The organism is Achromobacter marplatensis (genome assembly GCF_049060505.1).
Taxonomy (GTDB): domain Bacteria; phylum Pseudomonadota; class Gammaproteobacteria; order Burkholderiales; family Burkholderiaceae_B; genus Achromobacter; species Achromobacter marplatensis_A.
Map to the genome: position 1 here is coordinate 448804 of NZ_JBMGRB010000002.1, position 26071 is coordinate 474874.

A 26071-nucleotide genomic window follows, 5' to 3' on the forward strand; every position below is an offset into this window, starting at 1 on the left:
AATATCCGAGCGTTAAGCAACGTGAAACGACACTACCTACCCTGCACGCAACCACGGACGCCCCGGCCTTTGGCCAGTAGCGTCCGCAAGGGCGCAACTTTCCGCACGCGGTCCGTGCGGCTTGTGGGGTCCCGCCGCGTTACTTGCGGCTGAACAGGCTGGACCCCTGAATGGTCATGAATGCCGCCGATGCAGCCTGCAGCGCCACCTGGCGCAAGGCAAGCTGGCTGGCGCCGGCGTAATAATCCAGATCTTCCAGGTCGGACAAGGACTTGGCGTAAGACAGCCCTTTTTGCGTGCCGGTCGCGTCCAACGCTTCAAGCTCGTTCATGCGCGCGCCGACCGATGCCGCGACGGTCAGCACGTTGTCATAATTGCTTGCCAGCTTCTTGTTGGCGCTAGCCAGCTCGTTATTCAGTTTGGCCAGCGCCACCTCATCGCCAGCGATGGGGGAATCAAGCACTTTGATCAGGCTGTCCAACGTGTTGAACATATCGACGTCAGCCGATTGGATGTTCTGCACTTCGATCACATCGCCGTTCTGAGGCATGCCCTTGACCACAACCGCAACGCCGCCGAAATCGATCGACGAGTCAGGCGTATAAGCGGTGGGGCTGGCCGGCGGCGCGGGATTGATGACGGCCGGCACTGGCGGATTGGCGTTCGGATCCGTCGTGATCACGCGATATCCCATGTTGCCCGTTGTCGTATCGGTTTCGAACTGCAAGCTGAAGTTCTTGCCGATATTGGGGCTGCCGGGTGTGACCGACACCGTGCCATACTGGGCCGTGCCCTGGTTGGCCGAACTGGCGGTGGCAACATAGGCCTGTGAACCGGGATTGGCGCGATTGAAAATATCGCTGCCCAGATCGGCCGTCGAAAGCTGGCGCGACTGATCCACCTGCACCGTGCGCTCGCCCGTGGCGCCGCTATAGACGATCTTGCCGTTGGCGTCTTGCGAATAGGGAATCACGCTGCCCTGGTAGCCCGAAAACAGATACTGGCCGTTTCCGTCCGTGCTGTTCGCCAAGCCCAACAAGGCATCGCGGGCGCTCTTCAACGCGGTGGACAGCGCTTGACGGTCGCTGTCGGCAAACGTCCCGTTGCCTGCCTGGATGACGCGCGTGCGGACGTCCTGCAACGCCGTCGTGACGGCGTCCAGCACGTTGTTTTCCTGCCCCAGGTTGGTCTTTGCCGTGTTGCGGTTCAGCCCGTAGGTCGCGTTCATGCTTTGCGTCTGCGCCACGCCGATCGACAAGGAGGCGGCCAGCGGATCATCCGCCGGGCTCAAGAACTTGCGACCGCTACCGACCTGCTCGACCAGGCGGTTCATGTCGGATTCCTGCGCGAGAACGCCGCTCAGGCCGTTCGTGTACATCATGGTGGTGCTCAGGCGCATGATTCAACTCCGGGTATTTTTTTAATCATCACAGTTCAACGGTCTGATTAGCCGCGCAGACCCAACAGCGTGTCAAAGACGGTGCTTGCCACGTCGATGATGCGGGCGCTGGCCTGATACTGCTCCTGATAAAGCGACAGGCTGACATACTCTTCATTCAGGTTGACGCCCGACACCGCTTGCTGGGCGGCGGTTGTCTGCTTGATCAGGTTGACCTGCGCCGTGGCGGCCGACTTGATCTGCGCCGTCTGGACACCCACCGTGTTCACCACCTGGGCGAACATGTCGCTGGTGCTCATCGTGCCGTGGCCCAACAATTTGGCGTTCTGCAGCTCGGCGAGCTTCAGCGCATTCTTGCCGTTGGCGTCGCCCCCTGCGGCATCGGCCGCGGCGATCTTGTCCGGATCCTTGATCAAGACATCAATGTCGCGGGCAGCATTGCGCGTGGGCGACAACGACCATTTGTCGCCCGCTTGCGGCGGTGCGTCGATCGTCAGCGTCACGCCCATTTCCGCGTCCATATTCAGGACGGCGGTGGGCGGGGTGCCGGTTGCAGGGCCGTTATAGACTTGCGCGCCTTCCGGCATGCGCAATACCTGATAGTTCGTACCGTCGAACGAGATCTCGTAGTCTTTGGCGTTGATATTCGCCAAGTTCGAGAACTGGCCCGAAATCTGCGCATTGCTCTTATTCTGGGTATTCGGGACGGCGCCGGGCGCGCCGATACTGAAGAAATCCGTGCCGGGGTTGCCGTTTTGGTCAAGGCCCTGCTTGTGCTGTTCGTTGAAGGACAACGCCAGCCCAACGGCCAGCTGGCCCAGCTGGTTCTGCATGACGTCCAGCGACGACGCGCGGAACTGCAGCAGGCCGCCCAGCTTGCCGCCCGTCACGTCGCCATCAGGCATCTCGACCGCCACGGTCTTACCCGAACCCGCGGGCAGCGTGTAGGCCAACACCGTGCGGCCGGCGTCCTTGGTGGACGGCACGGCCTGCAGCGGATAAATCGTCGTGCCGGACAACAGCGACTGGCCGCCCTTGGCAAGCGAGATATTGATCTTGCCGCCCTGCTCGTAGGTCGTGATGCCGACAAGCTGGTTCAGCTCCATCACGGCTTGATCGCGTTGATCAAGCAGATCGTTGGGGGGGCTGCCGCCCGCTTTCCCCGACGCCAGGGAAATCTGCGAATTCAGGTCGTCGATTCGGGCCAGGTAGCTATTGACCTGTTCGACCGTCGTCGTGATCTGCGAGTTAAGGCCTTCGCGCAGATTCTGCATTTCGGTGTAGGCCGAACGGATCTGCGTGGTCAGGCTGTTGGCTTTACCCAGCAAATCGGCGCGCGCGGCCGGATCGGCGGGCTTGCTGGCCACCGTGTTCATGCTGGTGAAGAAGTTGGTGAGGCCAGGGGCGATACCGACCGTGCGATCGGAGAACAGGTTGTTGACTTGCGACACCTGGTCCAGCTGGGCCTGCAATTGGGCGCCACTGCCTTGCGCGCCGACCAGCTGCTTGTACAAGAAGCTGTCGTAACTGCGCTCGACCGTGTCGACCTGGACGCCGCGGCCGATGTAACCGTTGCTGGTAGCTTGGGCACCCGCGGTGGACGTCATCACGCGCTGACGGTTGTAGCCGACCGTGGTGGCATTGTTGATGTTGTGGCTGGTGGTGGCCAAACCCGCCTGAGCGGCGTTCAGCCCGCCCAATGCCGTTTTATACAAATTCATGCTGACAATGCCCCGTGTGTAACCGCAGCTGTTATCTCTGGATACTCCATTAACGGCAGGAGATCATCCAAATTTAGAGTCCTTCCAACATCTGGCGAGAATTTTCCACGCGGGATGCGGCGCCGCGCAGCTGGCCCATGATGCCGATCAGTTTCTGCGCATAGCGCGGGTCGGTCGCATAGCCGGCGTCCTGGATCTTGCGCGCTGCGTCGATCTCGTTGCGCGCCTGCGTGACCGCTTCGTAGCGCGGGCTGTTGCCGATCAGGCGAGCGTAGTCCGCGAACGATTCCTCGTAGGAGGCGTAGGCGCGGAAGGGTTGCGTCACTTTTTTCGCCACGCCGTCTTCGTATTCGGTGGTGAGCACGTTGACGACCTTGCCCTTCCAGCTTGCGCCCGCCTTGATGCCGAACAAGTTGTAGCTGGTGCTGCCGTCGGCATGCTTGATCTCGCGACGGCCCCAACCCGACTCCAGGGCCGCCTGGCCCATGATGAGACGAGCCGGCACCCCGCTTTGCTGCGACGCCAGATTGGCCGCGCGCGACATCTTCGACACGAAGTCCACGACGTGCTCCGGTGCGCCTTCGGCCGCGGCCAGCGCGCGATCGCTGGCGCGGTTGTTGCGCATCACATTCAGCAGCGCCGACACTTCGCGCGACCCGCCCGTGCGGAAATCCAGGTCGCCGCCCTGCCCGATCGCCCGGACCGCCTCGTCCGACACATCCGCGGGCTTGCCCTGCTGCATCTGCGCCAGGATGGACTGCGACAGCCCGATCCCCGGCGTCGCCAGGTGCAGGGCCAACTGCTCGTCCGCCATGGATTGCAGCATCTGCGTCTGCTGCGAGTCGAACAGCCCTTCCTTGGGCGTCGCCTCGCGCATGCGCTTGACCATCATCTGCAGGAACAGGGCTTCGAACTGCTTGGCAACCTGCTTCTGCTGATCCGTACCCTCGGGGTCTTTCTTGACGTCCCGCTTCAGGTCCGACAGGCGGCCCATGTCGAACACCGAATCTTGCCGGGCGGCGCCCCGGGACGCGTCGTTTGCGACAGCCATCGTCAGATGATTTCCAGTTCGGCGCGCAAGGCGCCCGCAGTCTTCATGGCCTGAAGGATGGCCAGCAGATCCTGGGGCGTCGCGCCCAGGGCGTTCAGGCCCTTGACCACGTCAGCCAGATTGGCGCTGGTGCTTACGCGCTGCAGCGAACCATTGTCCTGGCGCACTTCGATCTGGGTGTTGGGCACCACCACCGTCTGGCCTTCCGTGAAAGGCGTATCCGGTTGCGACACCTGGTTCTGGCGGTTGATGATGACCGAGAGGTTGCCGTGCGCCACCGCCGCCTCTTCGATCATGACGGTGCGGTTCATGACGACCGAGCCCGTGCGCGCATTGATGATGACCTTGGCCACCGTCGGCGCGCGCGCCACTTGCAGGTCTTCGACCAGCGACAGGAAGCGCGCTTGCGACGCTTGCTCCATCGGCGTGCGCACCTGCACCACCCGGCCGTCCAGCGCCGTGGCCGTGCCCTGGCCGAACTTCTTGTTCAATGCCGTCGCCACGTTCTGCGCCGTGCCGAAGTCGGTGTTGTTCAGTTCCACATGGATGTAGCCGTCGCGCGAAAACGTGGTGGGCACGCCGCGTTCGACGATGGCGCCCGCGCTGATGCGGCCGCCGTTCAACTGGTTGATCTGCACACTGGAGCCGCCCGCGGAAGCGCCCGCGCCACCCACCAGGATGTTGCCCTGGGCAATGGCGTAGACCTGGCTATCCGCGCCTTTCATGGGCGTCATCAGCAACGTGCCGCCGCGCAGGCTCTTCGCGTTGCCCATCGACGACACCACCACGTCAAGCGTCTGGCCGGGCCGGGCAAACGCCGGCAGCGTGGTCGTGACCATGACTGCCGCCACGTTCTTTAACTGCATGTTGCTGCCTGCGGGCACCGTGATGCCCAGCTGCGACAGCATGTTCGTCAAGCTTTGCTGCGTGAAGGGCGTCTGGCGCACCTGGTCGCCACTGCCGTCCAGGCCCACGACCAGGCCATAACCGATCAACTGGTTGCCTCGCACGCCCTGGATCGTTGCCAGGTCCTTGAGCCGTTCGGCCTGGGCCGCGCCGGCGCCAGCCACCAGTCCGACCGCCACGCAAACGCGGGCGAACAGGGACAGCAAGGCAGATATCGGAGTCGGTTGTGTCATAGTCAGAACGGCGAAGCGAGCAGGAAGAAGCGTTGCAGCCAGCCCATGGTCTGGACTTCATCCATGACGCCCTTGCTGCGGTATTCGATGCGGGCGTCGGCCACCTGGGTGGACGACACGGTGTTCGTTCCGGTAATGGAACGCGGATCCACCACCCCGGCAAAGCGCACGTACTCGCTTCCGCGGTTGATGGCGATCTGCTTTTCGCCGGCCACTTGCAGGTTGCCGTTGGACATCACGCCCACGACCGTCGTGGTGATGGTGCCGGTAAACGCGTTGTTGGCCGTGCTGTCGCCCTTGCCCTGCGCCACGTTGCCGCCCTTGGCGTCGGTATTCAGGTTCGCGCCCGCCCAACTGTCCATGAACGACGGCGCCGCGGCGATGCCAAGCGTGGCCGATCCGGTGCGATTCGTGTTGGTGGCCACATTCTTGGAGGCGTTCGTCCGCTCGTTCAGCACGATGGTGACGATGTCGCCCACGTTGCGCGGCCGGCGGTCCTCGAACAAGGGATAGTTGCCGTAGGTGGTCGGCTGATAGATCGAGCCCGTAGGTTGCGCCAAGGGCATCGGCGGCGGCGGCGGCGCCGCCGTCGTCGGCCCGGTCACGATGGGCTCGGGCGGGATCATGGCGCAACCGGCCGCCAGCATCGCCAGCGCCGCAACAAATACCAGACGCAGGACAGACATGGGCATCACAGTTGGGTCAGGCGGGCCAGCATCTCGTCGGAGGTCTTGACCGCTTTGCTGTTCATTTCGTAAGCGCGTTGCGTGGTGATCATGTTGACCAGTTCTTCGGCAACGTTCACGTTGGACGTTTCCACGTAGTTCTGCATGATCGAACCCGCGCCATCCACGCCCGGCTGCAGCAGGTTGGCCGGACCCGACGCATCGGTTTCCAGATACAGGTTTTCGCCGATGCTTTGCAGGCCGGTGGGGTTGATGAACGTGGCGATCTGCAACTGGCCGATCTGCACGTTCACGCCGGCGGCGCCGGGCTGCGTCACCGAAACGATGCCGTCTTTGCCGATCGAGATCGACAGCGCGTTGTCGGGCACGTTCATCGGCGGCTGGATCACGTAGCCGCTGACGGTCGTCAACTGGCCGTTCTGATCGCGCTGCAAGGCGCCGTCGCGCGTGTACGCCTGGGTGCCGTCAGGCAGCTCGATCTGCAGGAAGCCCCGGCCGTTGATGGCGATGTCCATTTCGCCGCCGGTGTTGTTCAGGTTGCCCGACGTGTGGATGCGCTCGGTGGCGGCCACGCGCGCGCCCGTGCCCAGTTGCAGGCCGGACGGTAGTTGGGTCGCGTCGCCCACTTGGGCGCCGGGCTGGCGCAGCGTCTGGTACATCAGGTCCTGGAACACGGCGCGGCCGCGCTTGAACCCGTTGGTGGAGACGTTGGCCAAGTTGTTGGAAATCACGTCCATGGAGGTCTGTTGACCTTCCAGGCCCGTTTTGGCAATCCACAACGAACGCATCATGATGAAGTACTCCTGGTGCCGCGGCCTGGCCGCGCGCGAAAATTGTTTAAATCAACCCGCTGGATCAGCTGACGGACAGGATGCCGTTGGCACGCTCGGCATTGCGGTCCGACTGCTGGATCACCTGCATCTGCTGTTCGAACCGGCGCGCGTTCTCGATCATGCCCACCATCACTTTCATGGGATTGGTGTTGCTGCCTTCCAGCACGCCGGACAGCACGCGCAAGCTGGGGTCGGCGGGCACGGGCGGCGCAGGCTGTCCGTTCACCGGCGCCATGCGGAACACGCCGTCGTCGCCATGCACCAGTTGCGCATTGTTCGGGTTGGCCAGTTTGATGCGGCCCAGGTTCAGGATGTTGTTCGGACCGTCGCCCGCGCCGATGGCCGTGATCGTGCCGTCCGACGTAATCGTCAGCGCGGCCCGGTCCGGCACATCGATGGGGCCGCCCTGGTCGGACAGCACCGGCTGGCCCAGCGAGGTCTGCAGCAGGCCGTTGATGCCGACCTGCAGGCTGCCGCCCCGGGTGTAGGCCTCGCCCTGCGGCGTCTGCACCGCGATCCAGCCGTTTTCGCCGGCCAGCGCCACGTCCAGGTCCCGGCCCGTGGTCTGCATGGTGCCCATCTGGAAGCTGTTGCCAGGCGTGGACGCCACCGTCGAAACGCGCGTAGGCAGACTCACCCCGTCCGTCATCGGAACCGACCGGTACAGCGCGATCTGCTCGCGGAACCCCGTCGTGTTCACGTTGGCCATATTGTTGGCCAGCGCGGCCTGATGCTCAGTGATACGCGCTGCGCCATTCATGGCGGTGTAGATGATTCGATCCATTGCCTATTCCGTCGGTGTCGTCGCGAGCCTGTCCGGCTTTACTTCAGGTTCATCAGGACTTGCATGATTTCGTCCTGGGTCTTGATGGTTTGCGAATTGGCCTGATAGGTACGCTGGGCGATGATCATGTTCACCAGCTCTTTGCTCATGTCGACGTTGGACGCTTCCGTCGCCTGGCCCACCACCTTGGACAAGCCGTTGGTGCCGGGCTGGCCCAGGATGGGCTGGCCGGACGCGGCCGTTTCGGTCCAGGCGTTGTTGCCCACGGGCTGCAGGCCCTGCAGGTTGGAGAAATCAGCCAGCACGATGGTGCCGACAATCTGCGTTTCGCCGTTGGTATAGCTGGCAACCAGACTGCCATCGCCGCCAATGTTGATGCCGCTGAATTCGCCGGAGGTGTAGCCGTTGGGCTTGGCGACCAGTTTGTAATCGCTGCCGTACTGCGTGGTGCCGGTGTAGTTCATCGTGATGCTCAGCGGGTCTGCCGGCGTCGTCGTGCCGCCGGGCGTCGCGAAGCTCAACGTCACGACCGGGGCGCTGGTCATCGCGCCGGACTTGTTGAACGTGAATTGCTGAGGGTTGCCCCACACGCCGGCCGCCTGGGTCGTCGGCGCCATGGGCTGGCCGTCCATCGTGTAGTACACGTCATAGACGCTGTTGCCGCCGGCGTCCGCCGGGCGCTTGACGAAGTACTGCATAACCTGGTGCGAATTACCCAGGGAGTCGAACACCGTCATCGGCGAGGCGTTCGTGTAGCTGCTGGAAATGGCGGGGTCGAACGGACGGCCGATTTCGGTGACGGCGGCGGTGTAGTTCGTGTAGCCCGGGACTTGGGTAATGTCGCCCGTGGTGACGGCGCCCGCGCCATCCACCGTGATCAGGTTGGGGGCCGTGCCGTAAGTGCCCGCCGGCGGCTGGTTCACCCAGACAATGCCGCCCGCCGGGTTGCGCGTGAATTCATAGGGGGTAGCCGGCGAAGGCGGCGTCGTACCCGTCATGGTCACCGAACCGTTCACGGCAGGAGCGGTCACCGTATCCGTCAGGTACACCACCTTCGCGTTCGCATCCAGGTTGGCCACGGTCGTGCCGGTGCTGGTCGCCTGCGGCGCCACGTTGGCCGTGGGCAGCTGCAGTTCCACCGGGTTCGCGCCGATGGCGCCTGCCGGGTAACCCGTCATGCGGTAGCCCTGCGCGTTCACGATGAAGTTGTTCTTGTCGACCAGGAATTCGCCGTTGCGGGTGTACATCACCGCGCCGCTCTGATCGGTGACGCGGAACATGCCCTTCGCGCCGTCGATGGCGATGTCGTATTCGCCGCCGCCGCCGTTCACGGCGCCAACCGTGAAGCGCTGCGTGATCGCCGACACCTTGACGCCCAGGCCCACGCGGGAGCTGGCGTAGACGTCAGCAAACGACGCGGTCGACGACTTGAAGCCGACGGTGCCGGAGTTGGCGATGTTGTTGCCGATCACGTCCAGGTTCTGCGATGCGGCGTTCAAGCCGCTTAATCCTTGTCCGAAGCCCATGTTTTCTCTCGCTAATCTTTATCTAGTGAAGCCGCCGCGCATGCGCCGGCGCCGATTCAAATCCGCCCGGTTCAGGCGCCGATAACCTTACGCACGTCCAGCATGCTGGTCTGACCGTCCAGGCCCAGATCCAGGCGCAAGCCGTTAGTGGAATACGCCACGCTCTTGACCTGGCCGTAGCTCAGCACTTCCGCATTCACCTTCTTGCCATCGCCGTCCGAGGCCAGGACGGACACCGTGTACGCGCCAGCATCCAACGCCACGCCGCTGTCGTTCTTGCCGTCCCAGTTCAGGGTGAAAACCCCCGTTTTCTGTTCGCCCATTTCAATAGTGCGCACGACCGCACCGTTCGAGTCCGAAATCCGGACCTGCACCTTCTGCGCGTCGCCTTGCAGGTCCAGGCCATAAGGCGTGACCACGCGTTCGGCGGCGTTCTCGCCGTCCACGCCGACCTTGACCTTCGAGCCCGGAATCAGCACGCCCTTGCCGATCATCGCCACGGCGTTCATCGACTGCGACACATCGATCTGGCCGCTGATGGCCAGCATGGTGTTCTTCAGGTTCGTGATGCCTTCCACCGTGGAGATCTGCGCCAGCTGCGAGGTCAGCTCGGCGTTCTGCATCGGGTTCAGCGGATCCTGGTTCTGCAGTTGGGTCACCAGCAGCTTCAGGAACTGGTCCTGCAGGCCCTGCGCCGTGCTGGAGCCGTTGGCGCCGCTTTGCGCCAGGCCCAGGCCGGTGGTGCTCGTGTTTTGGTCGACGGTGGTCATGGATTCACTCTGTCAAAAAATTAGGATTGACCGATGGTCAGCGTCTTCTGCATCAACGCCTTGGCGGTGTTGAGCACCTCGACGTTCGCCTGGTAGGAGCGCGATGCCGCGATCATGTTGACCGTCTCGGCCACCGGATCGACGTTGGGCATGCTGATATAACCCTGGGCGTCAGCCAGCGGATGCTTGGGGTCGTAGACCTGCTTCAGGGGCGACGGATCCTGGACCACGCCGGCCACCCGCACGCCGCCGATCTCTTGCCCAAGCGCCTGGCCGGCAGCCGGGTTGACCTGGAACACGACCTGGCGGGCGCGATACGGCTGGCCGTCCGGACCCACGACGCTGTCGGCGTTGGCCATGTTGCTGGCCGACACGTTCATGCGCTGCGATTGCGCGCTGAGCGCCGAACCGGCGATATCGAAAATGCTCAACAAGGACATTGCCTGTCGCTCCCTTTATGGATCAATCCTGAATAGCGGTCTGCATGGTCCGGATGCGGCCGGAGATCATCTGCATCGTGCTCTGGTAGTGCAAGGTGTTGTCGGCGAACTGCACGCGTTCGATATCCATGTCCACCGTGTTGCCGTCCATGCTGGGCTGGTACGGCAGGCGGTACAACAGCTCGGTCGGCCCCTGGGACACGGCCTTGGCTGGAATGTGCCGCGCCGACGTCAGCGCCAGCGACGTGTCCGGCAGGCGCTTGGAGCCTTCCATCGCCGTCTGCATCGCGGCCTTGAAATCAAAGTCGCGGGCCTTGTAGTTGGGCGTATCGGCGTTGGCGATGTTCGACGACAGCACTTCCTGCCGCTGCGCGCGCAGCCCCAAGGCCTGCTGGTAGAACCGGAAATCTTCGTTAAGCCTGTCTAGCATCGTGGCGCCTTCGTGCGTTGCAATACGGATAGAGCAAGGGACTTCGGACACACCGTTATCCCATTGGATGACGGCATCATAGGGGCCGGCGGCAAAACACAATCAGCCAAATAACCCGCCATTTCTCATCCAATTCACGTATTGCCGAACGCCGCGGACTCCTACAATTCATTCATCATGAAAATCTCCGCACGACATCTCCGCGCGCGCGCCAGCTGCCTGACCGCGCTGGCCCTGGCCTCCTTCGGGACCGTCCAGGCGCAGGACGCCGCCAGCCAGGCGCCCGAGGCGATCGCCGTCGCGGCGCAGAGCTATCTGCTGGACCAATTGGCCGGGCTGCCCGGGCAGCCGGCCGTCTCCATCGACCCGCCGCGCACCGAACGCCTGGCCCCCTGCGAAGCCATGTCCCCATTTATGCCATCGGGCATGAAGCTGCGGTCCCGCATGACGGTCGGCGTGCGCTGCAACGCGCCCAAGCCCTGGACGACGTATGTGCAGGCGACCGTCAGCGTCCCCGGCTACTATTACGTCGCCTCAAGGATGATCTCGGCCGGCCAGGCTTTGACGCCGGACGACCTGTCCCCCCGGGACGGCGACCTGGTTTCGCTTCCCCCCGGCGCCATCACCGATCCGCAGACCGTCGTCGGCATGACGGCCGCCTACCGAATCAATGCCGGGCAACCGGTCCGGGGGTCGTCGCTGCGCAACGCGCAGTCGGTCGTTCGCGGCTCCAACGTTCGTATCAATGCGCGCGGCAACGGCTTCGTGGTCAGCAGCGAAGGCCAGGCGATGGACAACGCCGCGCCCGGTGCGATGGTCCAGGTGCGCACGGCCAGCGGGCAGGTAGTCAGCGGCGTGGTGCGGAATGCGGGGCTGGTTGAAATACAACTGTAGGTAATGTTACAAATCGCGCTGCGCGAGCTGACGACCTGCCCTAAAGTTCGTTCCTGCCCTGCCGTTACAGAGACATAAGTAGGCGGATCCGTCGCAAAGCGACCCAGGACGCCCTGCGGAGAAAACCTTGAAAATCAATTCGACCCCCAACCGGCCCATTTCTGCCGACGCCGTTGCCCAACGCCCGGATTCCGCGGTGGCGCAGGCGTATGGCGCCAGCAATGGCAGCGGCTCCAGCAGCTCGCAAGTGGCGCTGAGCTCGGCGTCGCGCAAGATGCTGGCCCTGCAAGACGGATCGAACGACATCAACGTCGAGCGCGTGGCCGCCATCCGCGCCGCGATCGCCTCCGGCCAATTGAAGATCGATACCGGCAAAATCGCCGACAGCCTGATCGCCAGCGCGCGCGATCTGCTGAAGTAACCCTCCGTTCATTGCCCCACCGCCTTCTAAGCATGACCATGAACCCCGTCGATTCCCTTCAGTCCTGCATGCGGCAGGAAGATGCCCTGATCACCGAGTTCTCCTCCGTCCTGGAAGAAGAGACCGAAGTATTGGTGGGCCCGGGAAACGTCGGCGCGCTGCAGGCCATCACCGAACGCAAGGGGCGCATTGCCCAGCAACTGGTCGACCTGAGCGAAACCCGCGACGGCCTGCTGTCTGAAATCGGCCTGCCCCACGGGCACGCCGGCACCGAACAGGCTGCCGTGCTGCACCCGCAGTTATCCGGCATCTGGCAGGCGCTGTTGACCAAGTCCGCTTCGGCCAATGAAATCAATATGCGCAACGGCGCCCTGATCGATGTGCACCTGCGCTATACCCAGCAATCGCTGGACGCGCTGCGCAACATCAATGGCGTCGGCGTCGCCACGACGTATGACGCGCAGGGCCGTGGCGCGCGCGGCATGCCCGGACGCAAGCCGATCGTGGCGGGCTGACCGCCCGTCCGGATTCCTGCCATGAAAAAGGCGGCGCAATGCGCCGCCTTTTTGCTTGCCACGTGGGGGCCTTACGCGCCGCCCGTCATCTCCAGCATCGCGAACATTTTCAAAATCGCCACGGGCAACATGCGGCCCGATAGCTTGCGTTCCGACCCCACGATGCCCGACAACGGCCCGCGCACCACATCGGCGGCTGGCGAATGCGCCATCTGCCAGCAGGCGGCGCCCAGCTGGCCGGCCATCAGCGATTGGCGCGCGAGCGTATGCGCGCCATCGACGGCCGGTAACGCCTGCCACGCATTGGCCATATAGCGGAAGGCCGCGCGCGCCTCGTCCTGCAGCACCAGCCAACGCGCCACGCTGGCGGCATCGGCTTGTGCGGCCGACAGGTTCGTCAGGCCGAACAATTGCGCGGCGATCTCGCCGCTGTCCGTATCGATCAACCGGGCGCATACCAGGCGGATCGGCGCCCCGCCGCTCTTGCCGGGCAACGCCACTTCGGTGCCGGAGGCCCATAGCGCCAGCGGCACCCGCTTGCCCGCCTTGTCGGCCAGCAGGCCAGGCATGTCGCCCGGTTGGCCCACCGGCAGGTAGCCAACGCTTTTGCCGACCGCGTTCAGGTTGGTGGGGCATTCGTCCTGGATCACGCGCATGCCGCCCGCGCAGCGCGCCACCCACGACGCGCCCTGTCCGCTTAGCGACTGCCACTGGCCGGACGTGCCCGTCTCCAGCAGGTGCACCAGCGGCAGGCGCGGCAACTGCTCGCCCAACCAGCGCACGCGCGATTCCAACGCCAGGCCGGCATCGGGCTGGCCCGACGCTGCGGGCGCAAACGACGTCAGCATGCCGTGCGCCAGCGCCAACTGTTGCGCCGGCGCAGCCATCGCGGCGCCGCGATCGCTCATCAACAGCGACCCCAACAGCGTGCCACCGGGCAGGCCCTCGCCCTTCATGGTGGTCTTGCCGTGCATGACCAACAAGTGGCGATGGCAGGCGGCGGAGAATTCACGCCGCACCATCGCCAACGGCGCTTCACCCAACGCCTCCAGGCTCGCGCCCGCGCCATCGGCCACATACTCTCGCCAGGAGGCGCGCGCTTGCGCGCATGCCGGATCGCTGTCCAGCATTGCGATCGTGTCATCCAGGTTCTGTGCGGCCGTGATCGAGGCCGAGCCGCCCTGCGGACGCAGGATTGCCGACGCCAGCAACTGCCGGCGGCGTGCCGGGTCCACGGCCTCGGCGTCGCGGGCGGCCGGCGCCAGGGACGCCAGGTCCGCCTCGCTGGGCGTATACAGCGCGCGGGCGCGCTCGACCATTGCGAACGCGCGGTCGATCAGCACGTCGGCGCGGGCCAGTTCCATGTGCTCGGGCACCTTTTGCCCGACCGACATGTAGTGGATGGGCAGCCGGTGGCGGATCGCCGTGTCCAGCGCCGCGCCCAGCCGCGTGGCCTCGTCCAGTTTGGTGATGATGCAGCCGGCCACATCCTCGCCCACGCCATTGCGGTAGGCATGGGCCACTTCGTCCAGCGTGTCGCCCTGGCTGGCGGCATTCAGCACCAGCAGGCGGCGCACCGGCTTGCCGGCGTTGCACAGCATGGCGGCCTGTTCGGCGACCAGACGGTCGCGCTGACTGATGCCGGTGGTGTCGATCAACACAATCTTGCGGTTGCCCAGCTCTGCCAGGATGCGGCGCAGCTCTGCGGCATCGCGCACCGAATGCGCGGGCACGCCCATCAGCCGGCCGTAGATCTGCAACTGTTCAAGCGCGCCGATCCGGAACAAGTCCGTGGTCAGCATCGCGACCTGGTCGCGGCCTTCGCGGGCCACGCACCGGGCAGCCAGCTTTGCCAGCGTGGTGGTCTTGCCGACGCCGGTCGGGCCCACCAACGCGTACACGCCGCCGGCCAGGAATTCGTCTTCTGACGCAACGACGGGCAAGTGCGTCATCAGTTCGTTGCGCGCCCAGGCCTGGGCGGCATCGGCCGCCATGCCTGGCGGAAGGCGGTCCACCAGGGCGCGGACCAGCTTGGTGCTGAAACCCGCGTCCAGCAGGCTGCGGAACAACGCGGCAGCCGCGGGTTCGCGGCCCGAGCCCGAACGGCCGCCCCACAGCAGGCCATCCATGCGGGTTTCCAGCGCCCCGCGCAAGGCGCTGATCGCATCTTGCAAACCGGCTGCGGTATCGGTCGGCAGCGCGGCGGCGGGCATCGCCGGCGCCTGGCGCAGCGGCGCATCCGGCGTCTGGGCCATCGATGGTGCAGCGGCGGCAGGTGCCGGCATCCGGGCCATCGATGGCGCAGCGGCCACAGGCGCCGGCATCCGGGCCATCGATGGCGCAGCGGCCGCAGGCGCAGGCGTCGCGGGCGCCGGCGGCAACGACGGCAGTTCCACCCGAGTCGTCGCGGGCTGCAACGCCGTTGGGTACGGCACCACGGGCTGGGCCGAGGCCCCCACGCCTTCTTCAGGCGCCGCGTTTTCATCACGCGCCGCGTCTTCTTCCGGCAAGGCCGACGACGCGTAGGCGGATTGATAAGCAGCGATCGATCGCGACGGCGCCGCGTAGCCAGGCTGCGGCTGCGGCTGGGACACGGGCGCGGAATAGGCCCGCGCGGCAGGCGCCGGCGCGTCGACCAGAGAACTGGCGGGCGGCTGCGATTGCGGATGCAGCTGCGGGCGAACCTGAACAGCGGGCGGGGAATGCGGCGTGGTGTCCCGTTGCGGCGTCTCGGCCGCCGCATCGTCGAACGCGCCCTCTACCGTGGCCAGCACTTCCACACCGCCGTCCACGCTGCGATTCGACACGATCAGCGCGTCCGGCCCCAACACCTGGCGCACCTGGCGCATCACTTCCCGGCTGTTGACGCCAAAAAATCGGCTTATCTTCATTGCCCATTGCTCCCGCCGATCAGCGCGGTCACGCGGACCATGCGCTCATCGGGTATTTCAGTATTCGACAACACGCCCAGCTGCGGCAGGTGATGACGCAAGAACCGCGACAGCGGCGCGCGCAGCACCGGCGACACCAGCAACACCGGCGCGTTGCCCTGCGATTCCTGGCGCTCGACCGCCGCCTGCGTTTCGCGCAGCAGGGTGTCGGCCAGGCCGGGCTCCAGCCCGCCGCTGGTGGTCATGGCCTGCGACAGCACGCGCTCCAGCTTCACGTCCAGCCCGATCACCCGCAGCTCGCCCTCGCCCGGGAACCATTGCTGCGTGATCGCCCGGCCCAGCGAACGGCGGGTCAGCATGATCAATTCGTTGATATCGGGCTGGCCGCCAGCGCCGGCCGCCTGCGCCGCCAGGCGCGGACCATGCTCGGACAGCGTATCGATGATGGTCCGCATATCGCGGATCGGCACTTCTTCCGACAGCAGGCCTTGCAGCACCTTTTGCAGCGCGGTCAGGGACAGCGTCTTGGGCACCAGGTCCTCGACCAGCTTCGGCGCGTCGCGGCCGATGCGGTCCAGCAACTGCTGCACTTCCTGGCGGCCCAGCAGATTCGAGCCGTGGCGGTGCATCAAGTGGTTCAAGTGCGTCGCCACCACCGTGCCAGCATCCACCACGGTATAGCCCGCCACCTGCGCCTGATCGCGCAGGCCGCCGTCGATCCACAGCGCCGGCAAACCGAAAGCCGGATCGGTCGTCGGGGTGCCCTTGATCTGTATGGTGACGCCGCCCGGATCGATGGCCAGCCATTGGCCCGGCATCGCCACGCCATGCCCCACTTCCACCCCCGACAACAGAATGCGGTAGTCGTTGGGCTTGAGTTCCAGGTTGTCGCGGATGTGCACGACCGGCGGCAGGAAACCGACGTCCTGGGCAAACTTCTTGCGCAGGCTGCGGATGCGATGCAGCAGCTCGCCGTTCTGGGCATGGTCCACCAGCGGAATCAGGCGGTAGCCTACTTCCAGGCCCAACTGGTCCACCATGGACACATCGTCCCAGCTCGCCTCAGCCGCGGCGGCCTGCGCCTGCGTGACGGCTTGCGGCGGGATCTGCTCGGCAGCCTGCGCCGCCGCCTGCCGCCGCTTGTGCAGCATCCACCCGCCCCAGCCCAGCGCGCCCGCCAGCGTCAGGAACGCGATGTGCGGCATGTTGGGGATCAGGCCCATGATGCCGATGATGCCGGCCGTCAGGAACAGCACGGCCGGGTTCGAGAACAGCTGGCTGATGATCTGCTGGCCGATGTCCTGGTCGGTCGACACGCGCGACACGACCACGCCGGCGGCAGTCGAGATCACCAGCGCCGGGATCTGCGCGACCAGGCCGTCGCCGATCGTCAGCAGCGTGTAGACGCGGGCCGAATCGCTCATTGACATGTCGTGCTGGGCCACGCCCACGATCAGGCCGCCGATGATGTTGATCGCCATGATCAACAGGCCGGCGATGGCGTCGCCACGGACGAACTTGCTGGCGCCGTCCATCGAACCGAAGAAGTCCGATTCCTGCGAGACTTCCGCGCGGCGGCGGCGCGCCTCGTCTTCGCCGATCAAACCGGCATTCAGGTCGGCGTCGATCGCCATCTGTTTGCCGGGCATGGCGTCCAGGGTGAAACGCGCGCCCACTTCGGCGATCCGGCCGGCACCCTTGGTAATGACGATGAAGTTGATGATGGTCAGGATCACGAACACGATGATCCCGACGGCGAAGTTGCCGCCCACCAGGAAGTGGCCGAACGCCTCGATCACCTTGCCCGCGGCATCCGGGCCCGTGTGGCCGTTCAGCAGCACGACGCGGGTCGACGCCACGTTCAGCGACAGGCGCAGCAACGTGGCGAACAGCAGCACGGCCGGGAAGGCGGCGAAATCCAGCGGCTTCTTCGTGAACATGGCCACCAGCAGGATCATCACGGACAACGCGATGTTGAAGGTGAACAGCAGGTCCAGCAGGAACGTGGGCAGGGGCAGCACCATCATGCCCAACACCATCACGATCAGGATCGGCCCCGCCAGAAGCCGCGCATGGCCGGCCCCGTTATTCTTCAACATGGTGAGCAAAGCGCTCATTCCTTAAACTCCTTGTGCTGCGGTGTTTGCCTGCGGGTCCAGTGCGGCGGGCACGGCCAGCCGGGTCGGGGCCGTCGGTTCGACTCCCCATCCCGAGCGCCACGAACGCAGCTGGAAGACCCACGCCAGCACTTCGGCCACCGCGGTATATAGCTCGCCCGGGATTTCTTGTCCCAGTTCGACGTGTTGATGCAATGCGCGCGCCAGCGGCGGCGCTTCCAATGTCGGGACGCGGTTCTCGGCGGCCAGTTCGCGGATCTTCGCCGCGATCAATCCGGTGCCCTTGGCCACCACGCGCGGCGCGCCGCTCTTTTCCTCGTCGTACTTCAGCGCCACGGCATAGTGCGTCGGGTTGGTCACCACGACGTCCGCCTTCGGCACTTCAGACATCATCCGGCGCCGCGCCGCCTGGCGCTGCTGCTGGCGGATGCGCGCCTTGACGTGCGGATCGCCTTCGCTTTCCTTGTGTTCCTGGCGCACATCCTCCTTGGACATGCGCAACTTCTTCAAGTGGCTCCAGATCTGCCAGGGCACGTCCAGCATCACGATGACCAGCAGCGACGCCACGATGAAGGCGCAGCACATGGCCACCAGCGAAAGCGCCTTGGTCAACGCGGCCGACGGCGACACGTGCATCAGGCTCAACATGTCGTCGTGGTAACGCCAGATGACCCAGACCGCCACGCCCCCCACCAGCAGGGCCTTGGCCAACGCCTTGATCAGCTCCACCACGGTCTGCGACGAGAACATCCGCTTCAAACCGGCAAATAGGCTGAGCTTCGAGAAATTCGCCTGTAGCGGCTTGCCCGAAATGACGATGCCGCCAAGCAGCACGCTGGACAGGACGGCCACCACCACCAGCACCCCAAACACGGGCAAAGTCGCCAGCAAGGCGTGGCCGAACCCGCTGACGGCCAGTTCCACCATCACGCCGGGGTCGGCCACGACGCGCTGATCGAACGCCAAACCGTTGCGCAGCACCCCGCTCAGGCCCTGATAAAGCGAGCCGCCGCCCATCCAGATTACCGCGACACCGGCGGCCAGCATCATGAACGTGCCCAATTCGCGGGAACGCGCAATCTGCCCCTCCTCGCGCGCCTTTTCCAGGCGCCTGGGAGAGGCGGCTTCGGATTTTTCGAGGTCGCTTTCTTCGGCCATGCTCTGCGGTGTCGTTGCGGCTCGCGGATTTTCGGATTACGAGCTGCCCGCCGAGATTCTAGGAGGCCCCGGCCTTCGGCGATAAGCCAAGAAACGGGGGGAAAGCGGCGCTATTCCCGGCTGCGTCGCCGACCCGGCCGCCCGCCCTCTTCAGGACGCCTCGCCATGGGCGCCCGCAAGCCCCGTCAGCGCCGCGCCGGAACGGCCTCTTGTAACGGCGCCGCGCCTTCCAGCGCGGCCTGGAAGCGCATATAGTCCAGGCCGATGCGCACCGCGCCCCAATGTTCCGGCCCCAAATACAAGGGGATTGAAATGTCATTGACGATTTCGCCGGTATCCCGAGAATAGGTCTGAAACAGCATCGACCCCGTATTGGCGGCAAGCCGGGCGCCGACGGGGTCGTCGAAAATTCGCTTGTGCCGGACTCGGGCGATATCGACTGCCGCGTCGCCCGTCGGCGCGTGCGAAAACCGGCTATTGTGCGCGGGCGCGTAACCGCGGCTGTCCACCAGAATGGTATAGATGCCGCCGGGCACCCCCTCCAGCACGTCGTCCAGCAAGCCCGTCAGGGCCTCGTCTATCTCCCGGTCATACCGCGTGTGGTAGCGCGCCGGCTCGCTGCCGGGGATGCGCTGGTAGTGCCGGTCAAAGACGTCCACGCCACGGCGGCGGGCCGATTCCAACAGGCGGACGGCGGCGGCCCGGAAATCATCCACCGCGTCGCACAGGTGATCGAACGCCGTATTGCCAGTACGCATGTCGGCCAGCACTTCCTGCACGCTCTCGGTCTGGCGGCGGATCCGGTCAATCTCGCCCGACATGTGGCCCACGCGTTCCAGCACATCGGCGCTCAGCGCCGCAATACGCCCCACTTCCTGGCTCATGCCGTGGTTGGTGGCGGCGACGTCGCCAATGGCCTGCACCACCTCGCCCACCTGCCGGTTCATGCCGTCGAAGTCACGCACGAAACGCTGGAAGTCGGAACAGGTCCGGTCCAGCACGGCGCCAGAAACGTCCACGTCATCCCGCAGCGTGCCGGTCTGCCGCTGCGTGGTGTCCACCAGTTCCAGCATTTCGGCCGTATGCCGGCCGATATCGTTGGTAGCGGCGTTCACGCGTTCGGCCAAGCGGCCGACCTCGGTGGCAACCACCGCGAAACCGCGCCCCGCATCCCCCGCCCGCGCCGCCTCCACGCCCGCGTTCAACGCCAGCAGCTGCGTCTGCAGGGCAATGTCCTTGATCAGTTTGCTGATGTCGCCCACCGAGCGTGCGCGCCCGGTCAACTGCCCCACCACCTCGGTGAAGGCGGCCATCTCCCGGGTCATGCGGTCCACGCGCGCGCGCACGTCGGACAGCTCGGCCAACGCCGCTTCGGCCGCGTGCAGGTTCTGGCCGGACAGATGGGCGATCTCGCGGGCATGGGTGGATGTGGAGGTGGACAACGCGGCGATCTGCGCGCCGCTATCGGCCAGTGCGCCGGCGGCCCGCGCCTGCTCCTGCGCCAGCAGCGCGCAACGTCCCGCCTGGAACTGCGTGCGCGCCGCGTTCAATGCGATTTCAATGCTGGATTGCCGCACGGTCATGATCCGCCGGCGGATCTGCCCCAAAAAACGGTGCAGCGGAAAAACGGCGGGCGTGATCGGCAGCGTGCGCTCCGACAGCATGGCGTCGCCGCGGTTGAGTCGGCGCAACAACCCCCACATGCCGCCCAGGCGGAATACGGATCTGGCCATGATGGACCTCCTTGTGCTGGCCCGGATCGCCTTCTATGGGCATCCGTTGCCTGGCGCGCGGTGCACGCCCTGTCTTTCGCTGCAAGGCCCCGATTTTTCTTATGGCCGAAGTCTATCGACCAGGCCGCCTTCGCGCCCTTAGGGAATACGTTCATGCGCGCGCAAGCGCCATGCGCGCCCCGCGCAACGCCGGCCGCAAGGACTGGCGATGCGCGGAAACGGTCAGAAGCCCAGGCTGGCCAGCAGATCGTCGACCTGGTCCTGGCTGGTGACGACATCCGTCTTGCCCTGCGGGCTGATCTGCGGCCCGTTGAGCAGGCTGTTGGCCTCGTCGCGACGCTCTTGCGGCACGTTGTCCAGCAGCACTTGCAGCAGTTCGCGCTCGATCGCGCCCACCACGTCCATCATGCGCATGATGACCTGGCCCGTCAGGTCCTGGAAATCCTGCGCCATGATGATTTCCATCAACTTGGACTGGGTCTGCTGCGTCTGCTTGGGCACATCGGCCAGGAACGCTCGGGTATCCTTGACCAGTTCGCGTGCTTCCGGCAGCTCCAGCGGCTGGTCATACCATTGCTGCCAGCGCGAATCCAGCGCCTGCGCCGAACGCGACATGCCGTCCTGAATGGGGCCAGCCTGCTCGGTCGCGTTCAATACGCGGTTAGCCGCCTGCTCGGTCATCTGCGCCACATAGCGCAGGCGATCCCGGGCGTCCGGGATGGCATTGGCCGCGTCCTTGATCGCCTGATCCAGGCCCAGTTCGCGCATGCTGTCGCGCAGCATGCGGGTCAAAGAGGCAATCCGGTGAATCAGGTCAGGATTCTCGGCGGCGTGTTCAACGTTTTCCGTTGTGCTCATTGCACACCTCAGCCGGCAATTTTCTCGAAGATCTTGGTGAGCTTTTCTTCCAGCGTCGCCGCGGTGAAAGGCTTGACCACGTACCCGTTGGCGCCGGCCTGGGCCGCCGCCACGATGTTTTCCTTCTTGGCTTCAGCCGTCACCATCAGCACCGGCAAAGACGCCAGGGCCGCGTCGGCACGGATCTGCTTGAGCATTTCCAGGCCATCCAGGTTGGGCATGTTCCAGTCGGAAACGACGAACTGGAAGCCGCCGTTACGCAGCTTCTCCAACCCGATCGCACCGTCCTCGGCCTCATCCACGTTCTCGAAACCCAGCTCTTTAAGCAGGTTGCGGATGATCCGTCGCATGGTGGGGAAGTCATCCACCACCAGAATCTTCAGGCCCTTGTCTACCATCTTTCACTCCAGAAAAAATTTGCTTGAGATCGATCGTGGATACATCCGCGTCAAACGCGGTGTCCCCGGTCGCCCAGGCGAGTCAGAATGCGTTCGCTAATCGCCGACAGCGCTACCACTTCGTCCGCGGCACCCATGGCGATGGCCTCACGGGGCATGCCGAACACCACGCAGCTGGCTTCATCTTGCGCGATCGTGTGCGCGCCGGCCCGGTGCATCGCCAGCATGCCGGCGGCGCCGTCCTTGCCCATTCCCGTCAAGATGACGCCAATGGCGTTCTTGCCGGCGGCAACGGCCGCTGAATTGAACAACACGTCCACCGACGGGCGGTGGCGGTTGACGGGTTCGCTGGCTTCAAGCTCGATCACATAGTTGGCGCCGCTGCGGCCCAGCCGCATGTGCGTGTCGCCGCCCGGCGCCAGATAGACGTGGCCGGGCAGCACCCGGTCGCCGTGGACCGCTTCGCGCACCGTCACGGCGCACAGCGCATCCAGGCGCTGGGCGAACGACCGCGTGAAACCGGCAGGCATGTGCTGCGTGATCAGAATGGCCGGGCTGTCCGGCGGCAACGGTTGAAGGACTTCGCGGATGGCTTCGGTACCGCCCGTGGACGCCCCCACGATGACCAGTTTTTCCGAGCTCGACAACGGACGGCGCAGCATCGCCGCGGGCGCCGCTTGCGGTGCGTGCGGCGCGGGCGCGCGCAGCTTGGCGCGCGAGGCGGCGCGAATCTTGTCCGCGATAAGTTCCGTGTATTCCAGCAGCCCGTCGCGGATGCCCAGCTTGGGCTTCGTGACGAAGTCGATGGCGCCCAGCTCCAGCGCGCGCAGCGTGATTTCCCCGCCCCGCTCGGTCAGCGACGACACCATCACGACCGGCATCGGCCGCAGGCGCATCAGCTTTTCCAGGAAATCCAGCCCGTCCATGCGGGGCATTTCCACGTCCAGCGTCAGCACGTCGGGGTTATGGCGCTTGATCAATTCGCGCGCCACCAACGGATCCGGCGCGGTCGCGACCACTTCCATATCCGGCTGGCTATTGATGATTTCGGTCATCAGCCCACGCACCAGCGCGGAGTCGTCTACACACAAAACGCTTATTTTTTTCATTGCTTGCTGCCTCGGCCTGTTCAGGCCTTACTCGCACATTCGTAGACTGTCTGCCCGCGCAGACGAAAATCCCGGCTGATGTAGGTGAAGTTCTCGGAGTGCCCGGCAAACAGCAAGCCGCCCGGCTTAAGCAGCGGCGCGAAGCGTTCCAAGATCTTCGCCTGCGTCGGCTTATCGAAATAGATCATGACGTTGCGGCAGAAGATCACGTCGAACTTTTCGTTGATCGCCCACGACGGCGCCAACAGGTTCAGGGTTTCGTAACGCACCATATCGGCAATCTCGGGCCGCACCCGGACCTGGCCCGCATTCGCGCCGCGCCCCTTGAGAAAGAACCGCCGCAGGCGTTCGTCATCCATCTTCGCCACCCGTTCGGCGGGATATACCGCCGCCCGCGCGCGGTTCAACACATTCGTGTCGATATCGGTGGCCAGCACCGTGCAGGCGCTGGCACGCGGCCCCATGGCCTCGACCAGCGTCATCGCGATGGAATACGGTTCTTCGCCGGTGGAGGCGGCGCAACACCATACCGATATCGGGCCGCCGCGCTTCTGCGCGAAATCGGCCAGGATGGGAAAGTGGTGCGACTCGCGGAAAAACGCCGTCAAATTGGTCGTGAGCGCGTTGACGAAATCTTCCCACTCGGCCGCATCGGGCTCGTTTTCAAGCTGGTCCAGATAGCTGCCGAAATCCTGCCGGCCCAAGGCGCGAAGGCGCCGCGCCAGACGGCTGTAGACCATCTCGCGCTTGTGCGTACCCAGCGAAATCCCGGCGCGCGCATGAATCATCTTGCGCACGCGGGAAAAGTCCGCGTCGCGGAAATCGAATTGGCGGTCCACCGCGATGGACGGCGCCGAAGTTGCTGCGGTTGCCACTACGCTCCTCGGTGCCCAAGCGCAAACGCATCGGGCGCTTGCAAACGGGAATCGTCATCGGACGAGCGCGTGGAAGACAGACGATGCGCCGGCACTTCAATCACTTCGCCCGCATTGATCTTAAACACAGCGACCGCTTCCGCCAGGCGCTGCGATTGCTCTTGCAGCGAGCCGGCGGCCGCTGCCGCTTCTTCCACCAGCGCCGCGTTCTGCTGCGTCACTTCGTCCATCTGCGACACCGCGCGGTTGACTTGGTCGATGCCGCTGGACTGTTCTTCGGACGCCGCCGAGATTTCGCCCATGATGTCCGTCACGCGCTTGACCGACGCCACGATCTCTTGCATCGTCGCGCCCGCGCGTTCCACCTGCTGCGAACCCGCGCCCACCTTCGTGACCGAGTCTTCGATCAGGCCCTTGATTTCCTTGGCCGCCTGCGCGCTGCGCTGCGCCAGCGAGCGCACTTCGCCCGCCACCACCGCAAAACCCTTGCCCTGTTCACCGGCACGCGCGGCTTCCACCGCCGCGTTCAGCGCCAGGATGTTGGTCTGGAACGCGATACCGTCGATCACCGACACGATTTCCGAGATCTTGCGCGAACTGGCCGAAATGCCATGCATCGTGTTCACCACTTCCGCCACGGCCGAGCCGCCGCGTTCGGCCACGTCCGATGCGCTGGCCGCCAGCTGGTTCGCCTGACGCGCGTTTTCCGCGTTCTGCTTCACCGTGGACGCCAATTGCTCCATCGACGCCGCGGTTTCTTCCAACGACGCCGCCTGCTGCTCGGTACGGCTGGACAGGTCGGTATTACCGGCCGCGATTTCATGCGAGCCCACGTTGATCTCGTCCACGCCGCGGCGCACCGTCGACACCGTGCGCGTCAGGCTTTCCTGCATGCGCTTGAGCGCCGCGAACAGCTGGCCGATCTCGTTGGTATTGCGCACGTCCACGCGGGCGGTCAGGTCGCCGCCGGCGATGCGGTCGAAATGATGGCCGGCTTCCTTCAACGGCTGCAGCACACGCCGGCGCAGGAAGACATAGGTGGCGAACACCAGCAGCGCGGCGATCACGCCACCCGCGCCGACAGCGATCAATACGAATTGGTAGCGGACCTCGGCCACTTCATGCGCGTCCAGCATTTTGCTGGCACGCCAGAAATCGAAACCTTCGACGGCACGGGCGAAGCGGCCTTCCAGCGCATCCTGCACGGTCTGCACCTGCTTCTGGTAGGCCTGCATATCGGCCTTTTCCAGGGCGGCAACCAGCGGCGTCAGCCCTTGCTGCACCAGCGCCGCATAGGACGCCTCGATTTCCTTCAGCGATTCGGACGCCTCCGCGGGCTGCGGCAGCGTCTTGTAGTATTCGAATTCCGCCTGGCCTTTGTTCATGGCCGCCTTGGCGCGCTCCAACAGCCCGGTCGCTTCCGCGGACAGCCCCTGCGTCAGCAAGGCCGCCTGGCCCACGCTGCCGACGATGTCCGCATAGTTGGCGGCCGCCGCGCGGCCCAGGCCGTTCATGGAATCCTTATAGCTGGACACAACGCGACCCACCGCGTCATCCAGTTCCTGCGATTGCTTGATTTCGGCCAGGGTCCCATTGCTGATGCGCAAAGACAACACGCCAAGCGCCGCCCCGATCACCAACATGAATGAGAAAAACGCCAGTACCCACAACAGGCTGCTGCGTATCGTCATGTTCGCGAAAAACTTGCGCATCACAAGAACCATCCCTTGACTGCAATCGTTAAAGGAAAGCGCCACATCGGATTCAATATGGCGCCTCTACCCCGCATTCCGGCCGGTTTCCGATCAGGAAGCGGCCTTCTCCACCAGCGCCATTTCATCGCTGGTCATCATCTTTTCGATATCCACCAGGATCAGCATGCGCTCATCCACCGTGCCCAGGCCGGTCAGGTATTCGGTGGACAAGGTCGCGCCGAATTCCGGCGCCGGACGGATCTGGCCGGCGTTCAGCATCAGCACGTCGGACACGCCGTCGACCACGATACCGACCACGCGGCGGTCCAGGTTCAGGATGATCACAACGGTCTGCTCGTTGTATTCGACCCGGCTCAGGTTGAACTTGATACGCAGGTCGACGATCGGAACGATGATGCCGCGCAGGTTCGTCACGCCCTTGATGAACGAAGGGACGTTGGCGATGCGGGTCACCGTGTCGGCGTCGTAGCCGCGGATTTCCTGCACTTTCAGGATGTCGATGCCGTACTCTTCATCGCCCAGCGTGAAGACCAGGAATTCGCTGCCGACATCTTCGTTGCGCGCGGATTGCGCGTGCGGTTTGGCTGCCATGATTTTTTAGTGCTCCA

The 26071-nt window shown here is 64.8% G+C and carries 24 protein-coding genes; 3 read left to right on the forward strand and 21 right to left on the reverse strand.

The genetic code is table 11. The annotated features are described in order from the left end of the window. Positions 1-139: 139 nt before the first annotated feature. The 11 genes from flgL to flgB form a co-directional block, all read right to left on the reverse strand. On the reverse strand, positions 140-1399 hold the full coding sequence (flgL, locus tag ACI0FO_RS06880) for a flagellar hook-associated protein FlgL (RefSeq protein WP_416025223.1): 1260 nt from the start codon (positions 1397-1399) through the stop codon (positions 140-142). A 47-nt stretch (positions 1400-1446) separates the two neighbouring features. Beyond that, positions 1447-3120 (reverse strand): flagellar hook-associated protein FlgK, encoded by a 1674-nt coding sequence (flgK, locus tag ACI0FO_RS06885; protein WP_416025225.1) that lies wholly within the window; start codon positions 3118-3120, stop codon positions 1447-1449. Positions 3121-3193: 73 nt separating this feature from the next. Further along, positions 3194-4171 carry a flagellar assembly peptidoglycan hydrolase FlgJ gene (gene flgJ / locus ACI0FO_RS06890; protein ID WP_416025227.1) on the reverse strand — a complete coding sequence of 326 codons (978 nt, stop codon included), beginning with the start codon at positions 4169-4171 and terminating at the stop codon, positions 3194-3196. 2 nt (positions 4172-4173) lie between these two features. Then, the gene (locus ACI0FO_RS06895; protein WP_416025229.1) at positions 4174-5310 is read right to left on the reverse strand and encodes a flagellar basal body P-ring protein FlgI; all 1137 of its coding nucleotides are present in this window, start codon (positions 5308-5310) and stop codon (positions 4174-4176) included. Positions 5311-5312: 2 nt separating this feature from the next. Then, entirely contained in the window at positions 5313-6002 is a 690-nt protein-coding gene (locus tag ACI0FO_RS06900; RefSeq protein ID WP_416025231.1) for a flagellar basal body L-ring protein FlgH, read from the reverse strand. Further along, the gene (gene flgG, locus ACI0FO_RS06905) at positions 6002-6787 is read right to left on the reverse strand and encodes a flagellar basal-body rod protein FlgG (protein ID WP_416025233.1); all 786 of its coding nucleotides are present in this window, start codon (positions 6785-6787) and stop codon (positions 6002-6004) included. Before flgG ends, ACI0FO_RS06900 begins: the two co-directional genes overlap by 1 nt. Positions 6788-6851: 64 nt before the next feature. Continuing rightward, complete coding sequence (locus ACI0FO_RS06910) at positions 6852-7613, reverse strand: flagellar basal body rod protein FlgF (RefSeq protein WP_416025235.1); 762 nt, start codon at positions 7611-7613, stop codon at positions 6852-6854. Between the two features lie 38 nt (positions 7614-7651). Then, the gene (locus ACI0FO_RS06915) at positions 7652-9139 is read right to left on the reverse strand and encodes a flagellar hook-basal body complex protein (protein ID WP_416025237.1); all 1488 of its coding nucleotides are present in this window, start codon (positions 9137-9139) and stop codon (positions 7652-7654) included. Positions 9140-9210: 71 nt separating this feature from the next. Continuing rightward, the gene (locus tag ACI0FO_RS06920; RefSeq protein WP_416025239.1) at positions 9211-9909 is read right to left on the reverse strand and encodes a flagellar hook capping FlgD N-terminal domain-containing protein; all 699 of its coding nucleotides are present in this window, start codon (positions 9907-9909) and stop codon (positions 9211-9213) included. A gap of 20 nt (positions 9910-9929) precedes the next feature. Then, positions 9930-10349, reverse strand: coding sequence for a flagellar basal body rod protein FlgC (gene flgC, locus ACI0FO_RS06925; RefSeq protein ID WP_416025241.1), 420 nt, complete (start codon positions 10347-10349; stop codon positions 9930-9932). A gap of 22 nt (positions 10350-10371) precedes the next feature. Then, a complete protein-coding gene (flgB, locus tag ACI0FO_RS06930) occupies positions 10372-10779 on the reverse strand; it encodes a flagellar basal body rod protein FlgB (RefSeq protein ID WP_169274356.1) in 408 nt (135 codons plus the stop codon). Between the two features lie 177 nt (positions 10780-10956). Between flgB and flgA the strand changes: the two genes are divergently transcribed. From flgA to ACI0FO_RS06945, 3 genes are all read left to right on the forward strand, one after another. Further along, positions 10957-11673: a flagellar basal body P-ring formation chaperone FlgA gene (gene flgA, locus ACI0FO_RS06935; protein ID WP_416025244.1), complete on the forward strand. Its 717-nt coding sequence runs from the start codon at positions 10957-10959 to the stop codon at positions 11671-11673. 127 nt (positions 11674-11800) lie between these two features. Next, positions 11801-12094, forward strand: coding sequence for a flagellar biosynthesis anti-sigma factor FlgM (gene flgM / locus ACI0FO_RS06940; protein ID WP_416025246.1), 294 nt, complete (start codon positions 11801-11803; stop codon positions 12092-12094). Positions 12095-12132: 38 nt separating this feature from the next. Further along, positions 12133-12609 carry a flagella synthesis protein FlgN gene (locus ACI0FO_RS06945; RefSeq protein WP_416025676.1) on the forward strand — a complete coding sequence of 159 codons (477 nt, stop codon included), beginning with the start codon at positions 12133-12135 and terminating at the stop codon, positions 12607-12609. Positions 12610-12680: 71 nt separating this feature from the next. Here ACI0FO_RS06945 and flhF read toward each other — a convergent pair whose 3' ends face one another. The 10 genes from flhF to cheW form a co-directional block, all read right to left on the reverse strand. Continuing rightward, positions 12681-15500 (reverse strand): flagellar biosynthesis protein FlhF, encoded by a 2820-nt coding sequence (gene flhF, locus ACI0FO_RS06950; RefSeq protein WP_416025248.1) that lies wholly within the window; start codon positions 15498-15500, stop codon positions 12681-12683. Then, the gene (gene flhA / locus ACI0FO_RS06955; RefSeq protein WP_105560559.1) at positions 15497-17617 is read right to left on the reverse strand and encodes a flagellar biosynthesis protein FlhA; all 2121 of its coding nucleotides are present in this window, start codon (positions 17615-17617) and stop codon (positions 15497-15499) included. Before flhA ends, flhF begins: the two co-directional genes overlap by 4 nt. A gap of 3 nt (positions 17618-17620) precedes the next feature. Continuing rightward, positions 17621-18775, reverse strand: coding sequence for a flagellar biosynthesis protein FlhB (flhB, locus tag ACI0FO_RS06960; protein WP_416025251.1), 1155 nt, complete (start codon positions 18773-18775; stop codon positions 17621-17623). A gap of 185 nt (positions 18776-18960) precedes the next feature. After that, positions 18961-20508 (reverse strand): methyl-accepting chemotaxis protein, encoded by a 1548-nt coding sequence (locus ACI0FO_RS06965; RefSeq protein WP_416025253.1) that lies wholly within the window; start codon positions 20506-20508, stop codon positions 18961-18963. Positions 20509-20730: 222 nt separating this feature from the next. After that, positions 20731-21366, reverse strand: coding sequence for a protein phosphatase CheZ (gene cheZ / locus ACI0FO_RS06970; RefSeq protein ID WP_416025255.1), 636 nt, complete (start codon positions 21364-21366; stop codon positions 20731-20733). Between the two features lie 8 nt (positions 21367-21374). Then, positions 21375-21764, reverse strand: a complete 390-nt coding sequence (gene cheY, locus ACI0FO_RS06975) for a chemotaxis response regulator CheY (protein ID WP_006224583.1) — start codon at positions 21762-21764, stop codon at positions 21375-21377. A 50-nt stretch (positions 21765-21814) separates the two neighbouring features. Continuing rightward, positions 21815-22873 (reverse strand): protein-glutamate methylesterase/protein-glutamine glutaminase, encoded by a 1059-nt coding sequence (locus ACI0FO_RS06980; protein WP_416025258.1) that lies wholly within the window; start codon positions 22871-22873, stop codon positions 21815-21817. 20 nt (positions 22874-22893) lie between these two features. Then, positions 22894-23748: a CheR family methyltransferase gene (locus ACI0FO_RS06985; RefSeq protein WP_416025259.1), complete on the reverse strand. Its 855-nt coding sequence runs from the start codon at positions 23746-23748 to the stop codon at positions 22894-22896. After that, a complete protein-coding gene (locus ACI0FO_RS06990) occupies positions 23748-25460 on the reverse strand; it encodes a methyl-accepting chemotaxis protein (RefSeq protein ID WP_416025261.1) in 1713 nt (570 codons plus the stop codon). The genes ACI0FO_RS06985 and ACI0FO_RS06990 overlap by 1 nt, the downstream gene beginning before the upstream one ends. Before the next feature lie 93 nt (positions 25461-25553). Further along, entirely contained in the window at positions 25554-26054 is a 501-nt protein-coding gene (cheW, locus tag ACI0FO_RS06995) for a chemotaxis protein CheW (RefSeq protein WP_416025263.1), read from the reverse strand. Positions 26055-26071 lie beyond the last annotated feature (17 nt).

Coding starts and splice junctions, on each gene's coding strand:
- flhA (WP_105560559.1), bottom strand. CDS start 17,617: ATGAGCGCTTTGCTCACCATGTTGAAGAATAACGGGGCCGGCCATGCG.
- flgJ (WP_416025227.1), bottom strand. CDS start 4,171: ATGGCTGTCGCAAACGACGCGTCCCGGGGCGCCGCCCGGCAAGATTCG.
- flgG (WP_416025233.1), bottom strand. CDS start 6,787: ATGATGCGTTCGTTGTGGATTGCCAAAACGGGCCTGGAAGGTCAACAG.
- flgA (WP_416025244.1), top strand. CDS start 10,957: ATGAAAATCTCCGCACGACATCTCCGCGCGCGCGCCAGCTGCCTGACC.
- ACI0FO_RS06900 (WP_416025231.1), bottom strand. CDS start 6,002: ATGCCCATGTCTGTCCTGCGTCTGGTATTTGTTGCGGCGCTGGCGATG.
- ACI0FO_RS06965 (WP_416025253.1), bottom strand. CDS start 20,508: ATGGCCAGATCCGTATTCCGCCTGGGCGGCATGTGGGGGTTGTTGCGC.
- ACI0FO_RS06915 (WP_416025237.1), bottom strand. CDS start 9,139: ATGGGCTTCGGACAAGGATTAAGCGGCTTGAACGCCGCATCGCAGAAC.
- ACI0FO_RS06945 (WP_416025676.1), top strand. CDS start 12,133: ATGAACCCCGTCGATTCCCTTCAGTCCTGCATGCGGCAGGAAGATGCC.
- flgL (WP_416025223.1), bottom strand. CDS start 1,399: ATGCGCCTGAGCACCACCATGATGTACACGAACGGCCTGAGCGGCGTT.
- ACI0FO_RS06910 (WP_416025235.1), bottom strand. CDS start 7,613: ATGGATCGAATCATCTACACCGCCATGAATGGCGCAGCGCGTATCACT.
- cheZ (WP_416025255.1), bottom strand. CDS start 21,366: ATGAGCACAACGGAAAACGTTGAACACGCCGCCGAGAATCCTGACCTG.
- flgK (WP_416025225.1), bottom strand. CDS start 3,120: ATGAATTTGTATAAAACGGCATTGGGCGGGCTGAACGCCGCTCAGGCG.
- ACI0FO_RS06920 (WP_416025239.1), bottom strand. CDS start 9,909: ATGACCACCGTCGACCAAAACACGAGCACCACCGGCCTGGGCCTGGCG.
- cheY (WP_006224583.1), bottom strand. CDS start 21,764: ATGGTAGACAAGGGCCTGAAGATTCTGGTGGTGGATGACTTCCCCACC.
- ACI0FO_RS06980 (WP_416025258.1), bottom strand. CDS start 22,873: ATGAAAAAAATAAGCGTTTTGTGTGTAGACGACTCCGCGCTGGTGCGT.
- flhF (WP_416025248.1), bottom strand. CDS start 15,500: ATGAAGATAAGCCGATTTTTTGGCGTCAACAGCCGGGAAGTGATGCGC.
- ACI0FO_RS06990 (WP_416025261.1), bottom strand. CDS start 25,460: ATGCGCAAGTTTTTCGCGAACATGACGATACGCAGCAGCCTGTTGTGG.
- flhB (WP_416025251.1), bottom strand. CDS start 18,775: ATGGCCGAAGAAAGCGACCTCGAAAAATCCGAAGCCGCCTCTCCCAGG.
- flgB (WP_169274356.1), bottom strand. CDS start 10,779: ATGCTAGACAGGCTTAACGAAGATTTCCGGTTCTACCAGCAGGCCTTG.
- cheW (WP_416025263.1), bottom strand. CDS start 26,054: ATGGCAGCCAAACCGCACGCGCAATCCGCGCGCAACGAAGATGTCGGC.
- flgC (WP_416025241.1), bottom strand. CDS start 10,349: ATGTCCTTGTTGAGCATTTTCGATATCGCCGGTTCGGCGCTCAGCGCG.
- ACI0FO_RS06895 (WP_416025229.1), bottom strand. CDS start 5,310: ATGACACAACCGACTCCGATATCTGCCTTGCTGTCCCTGTTCGCCCGC.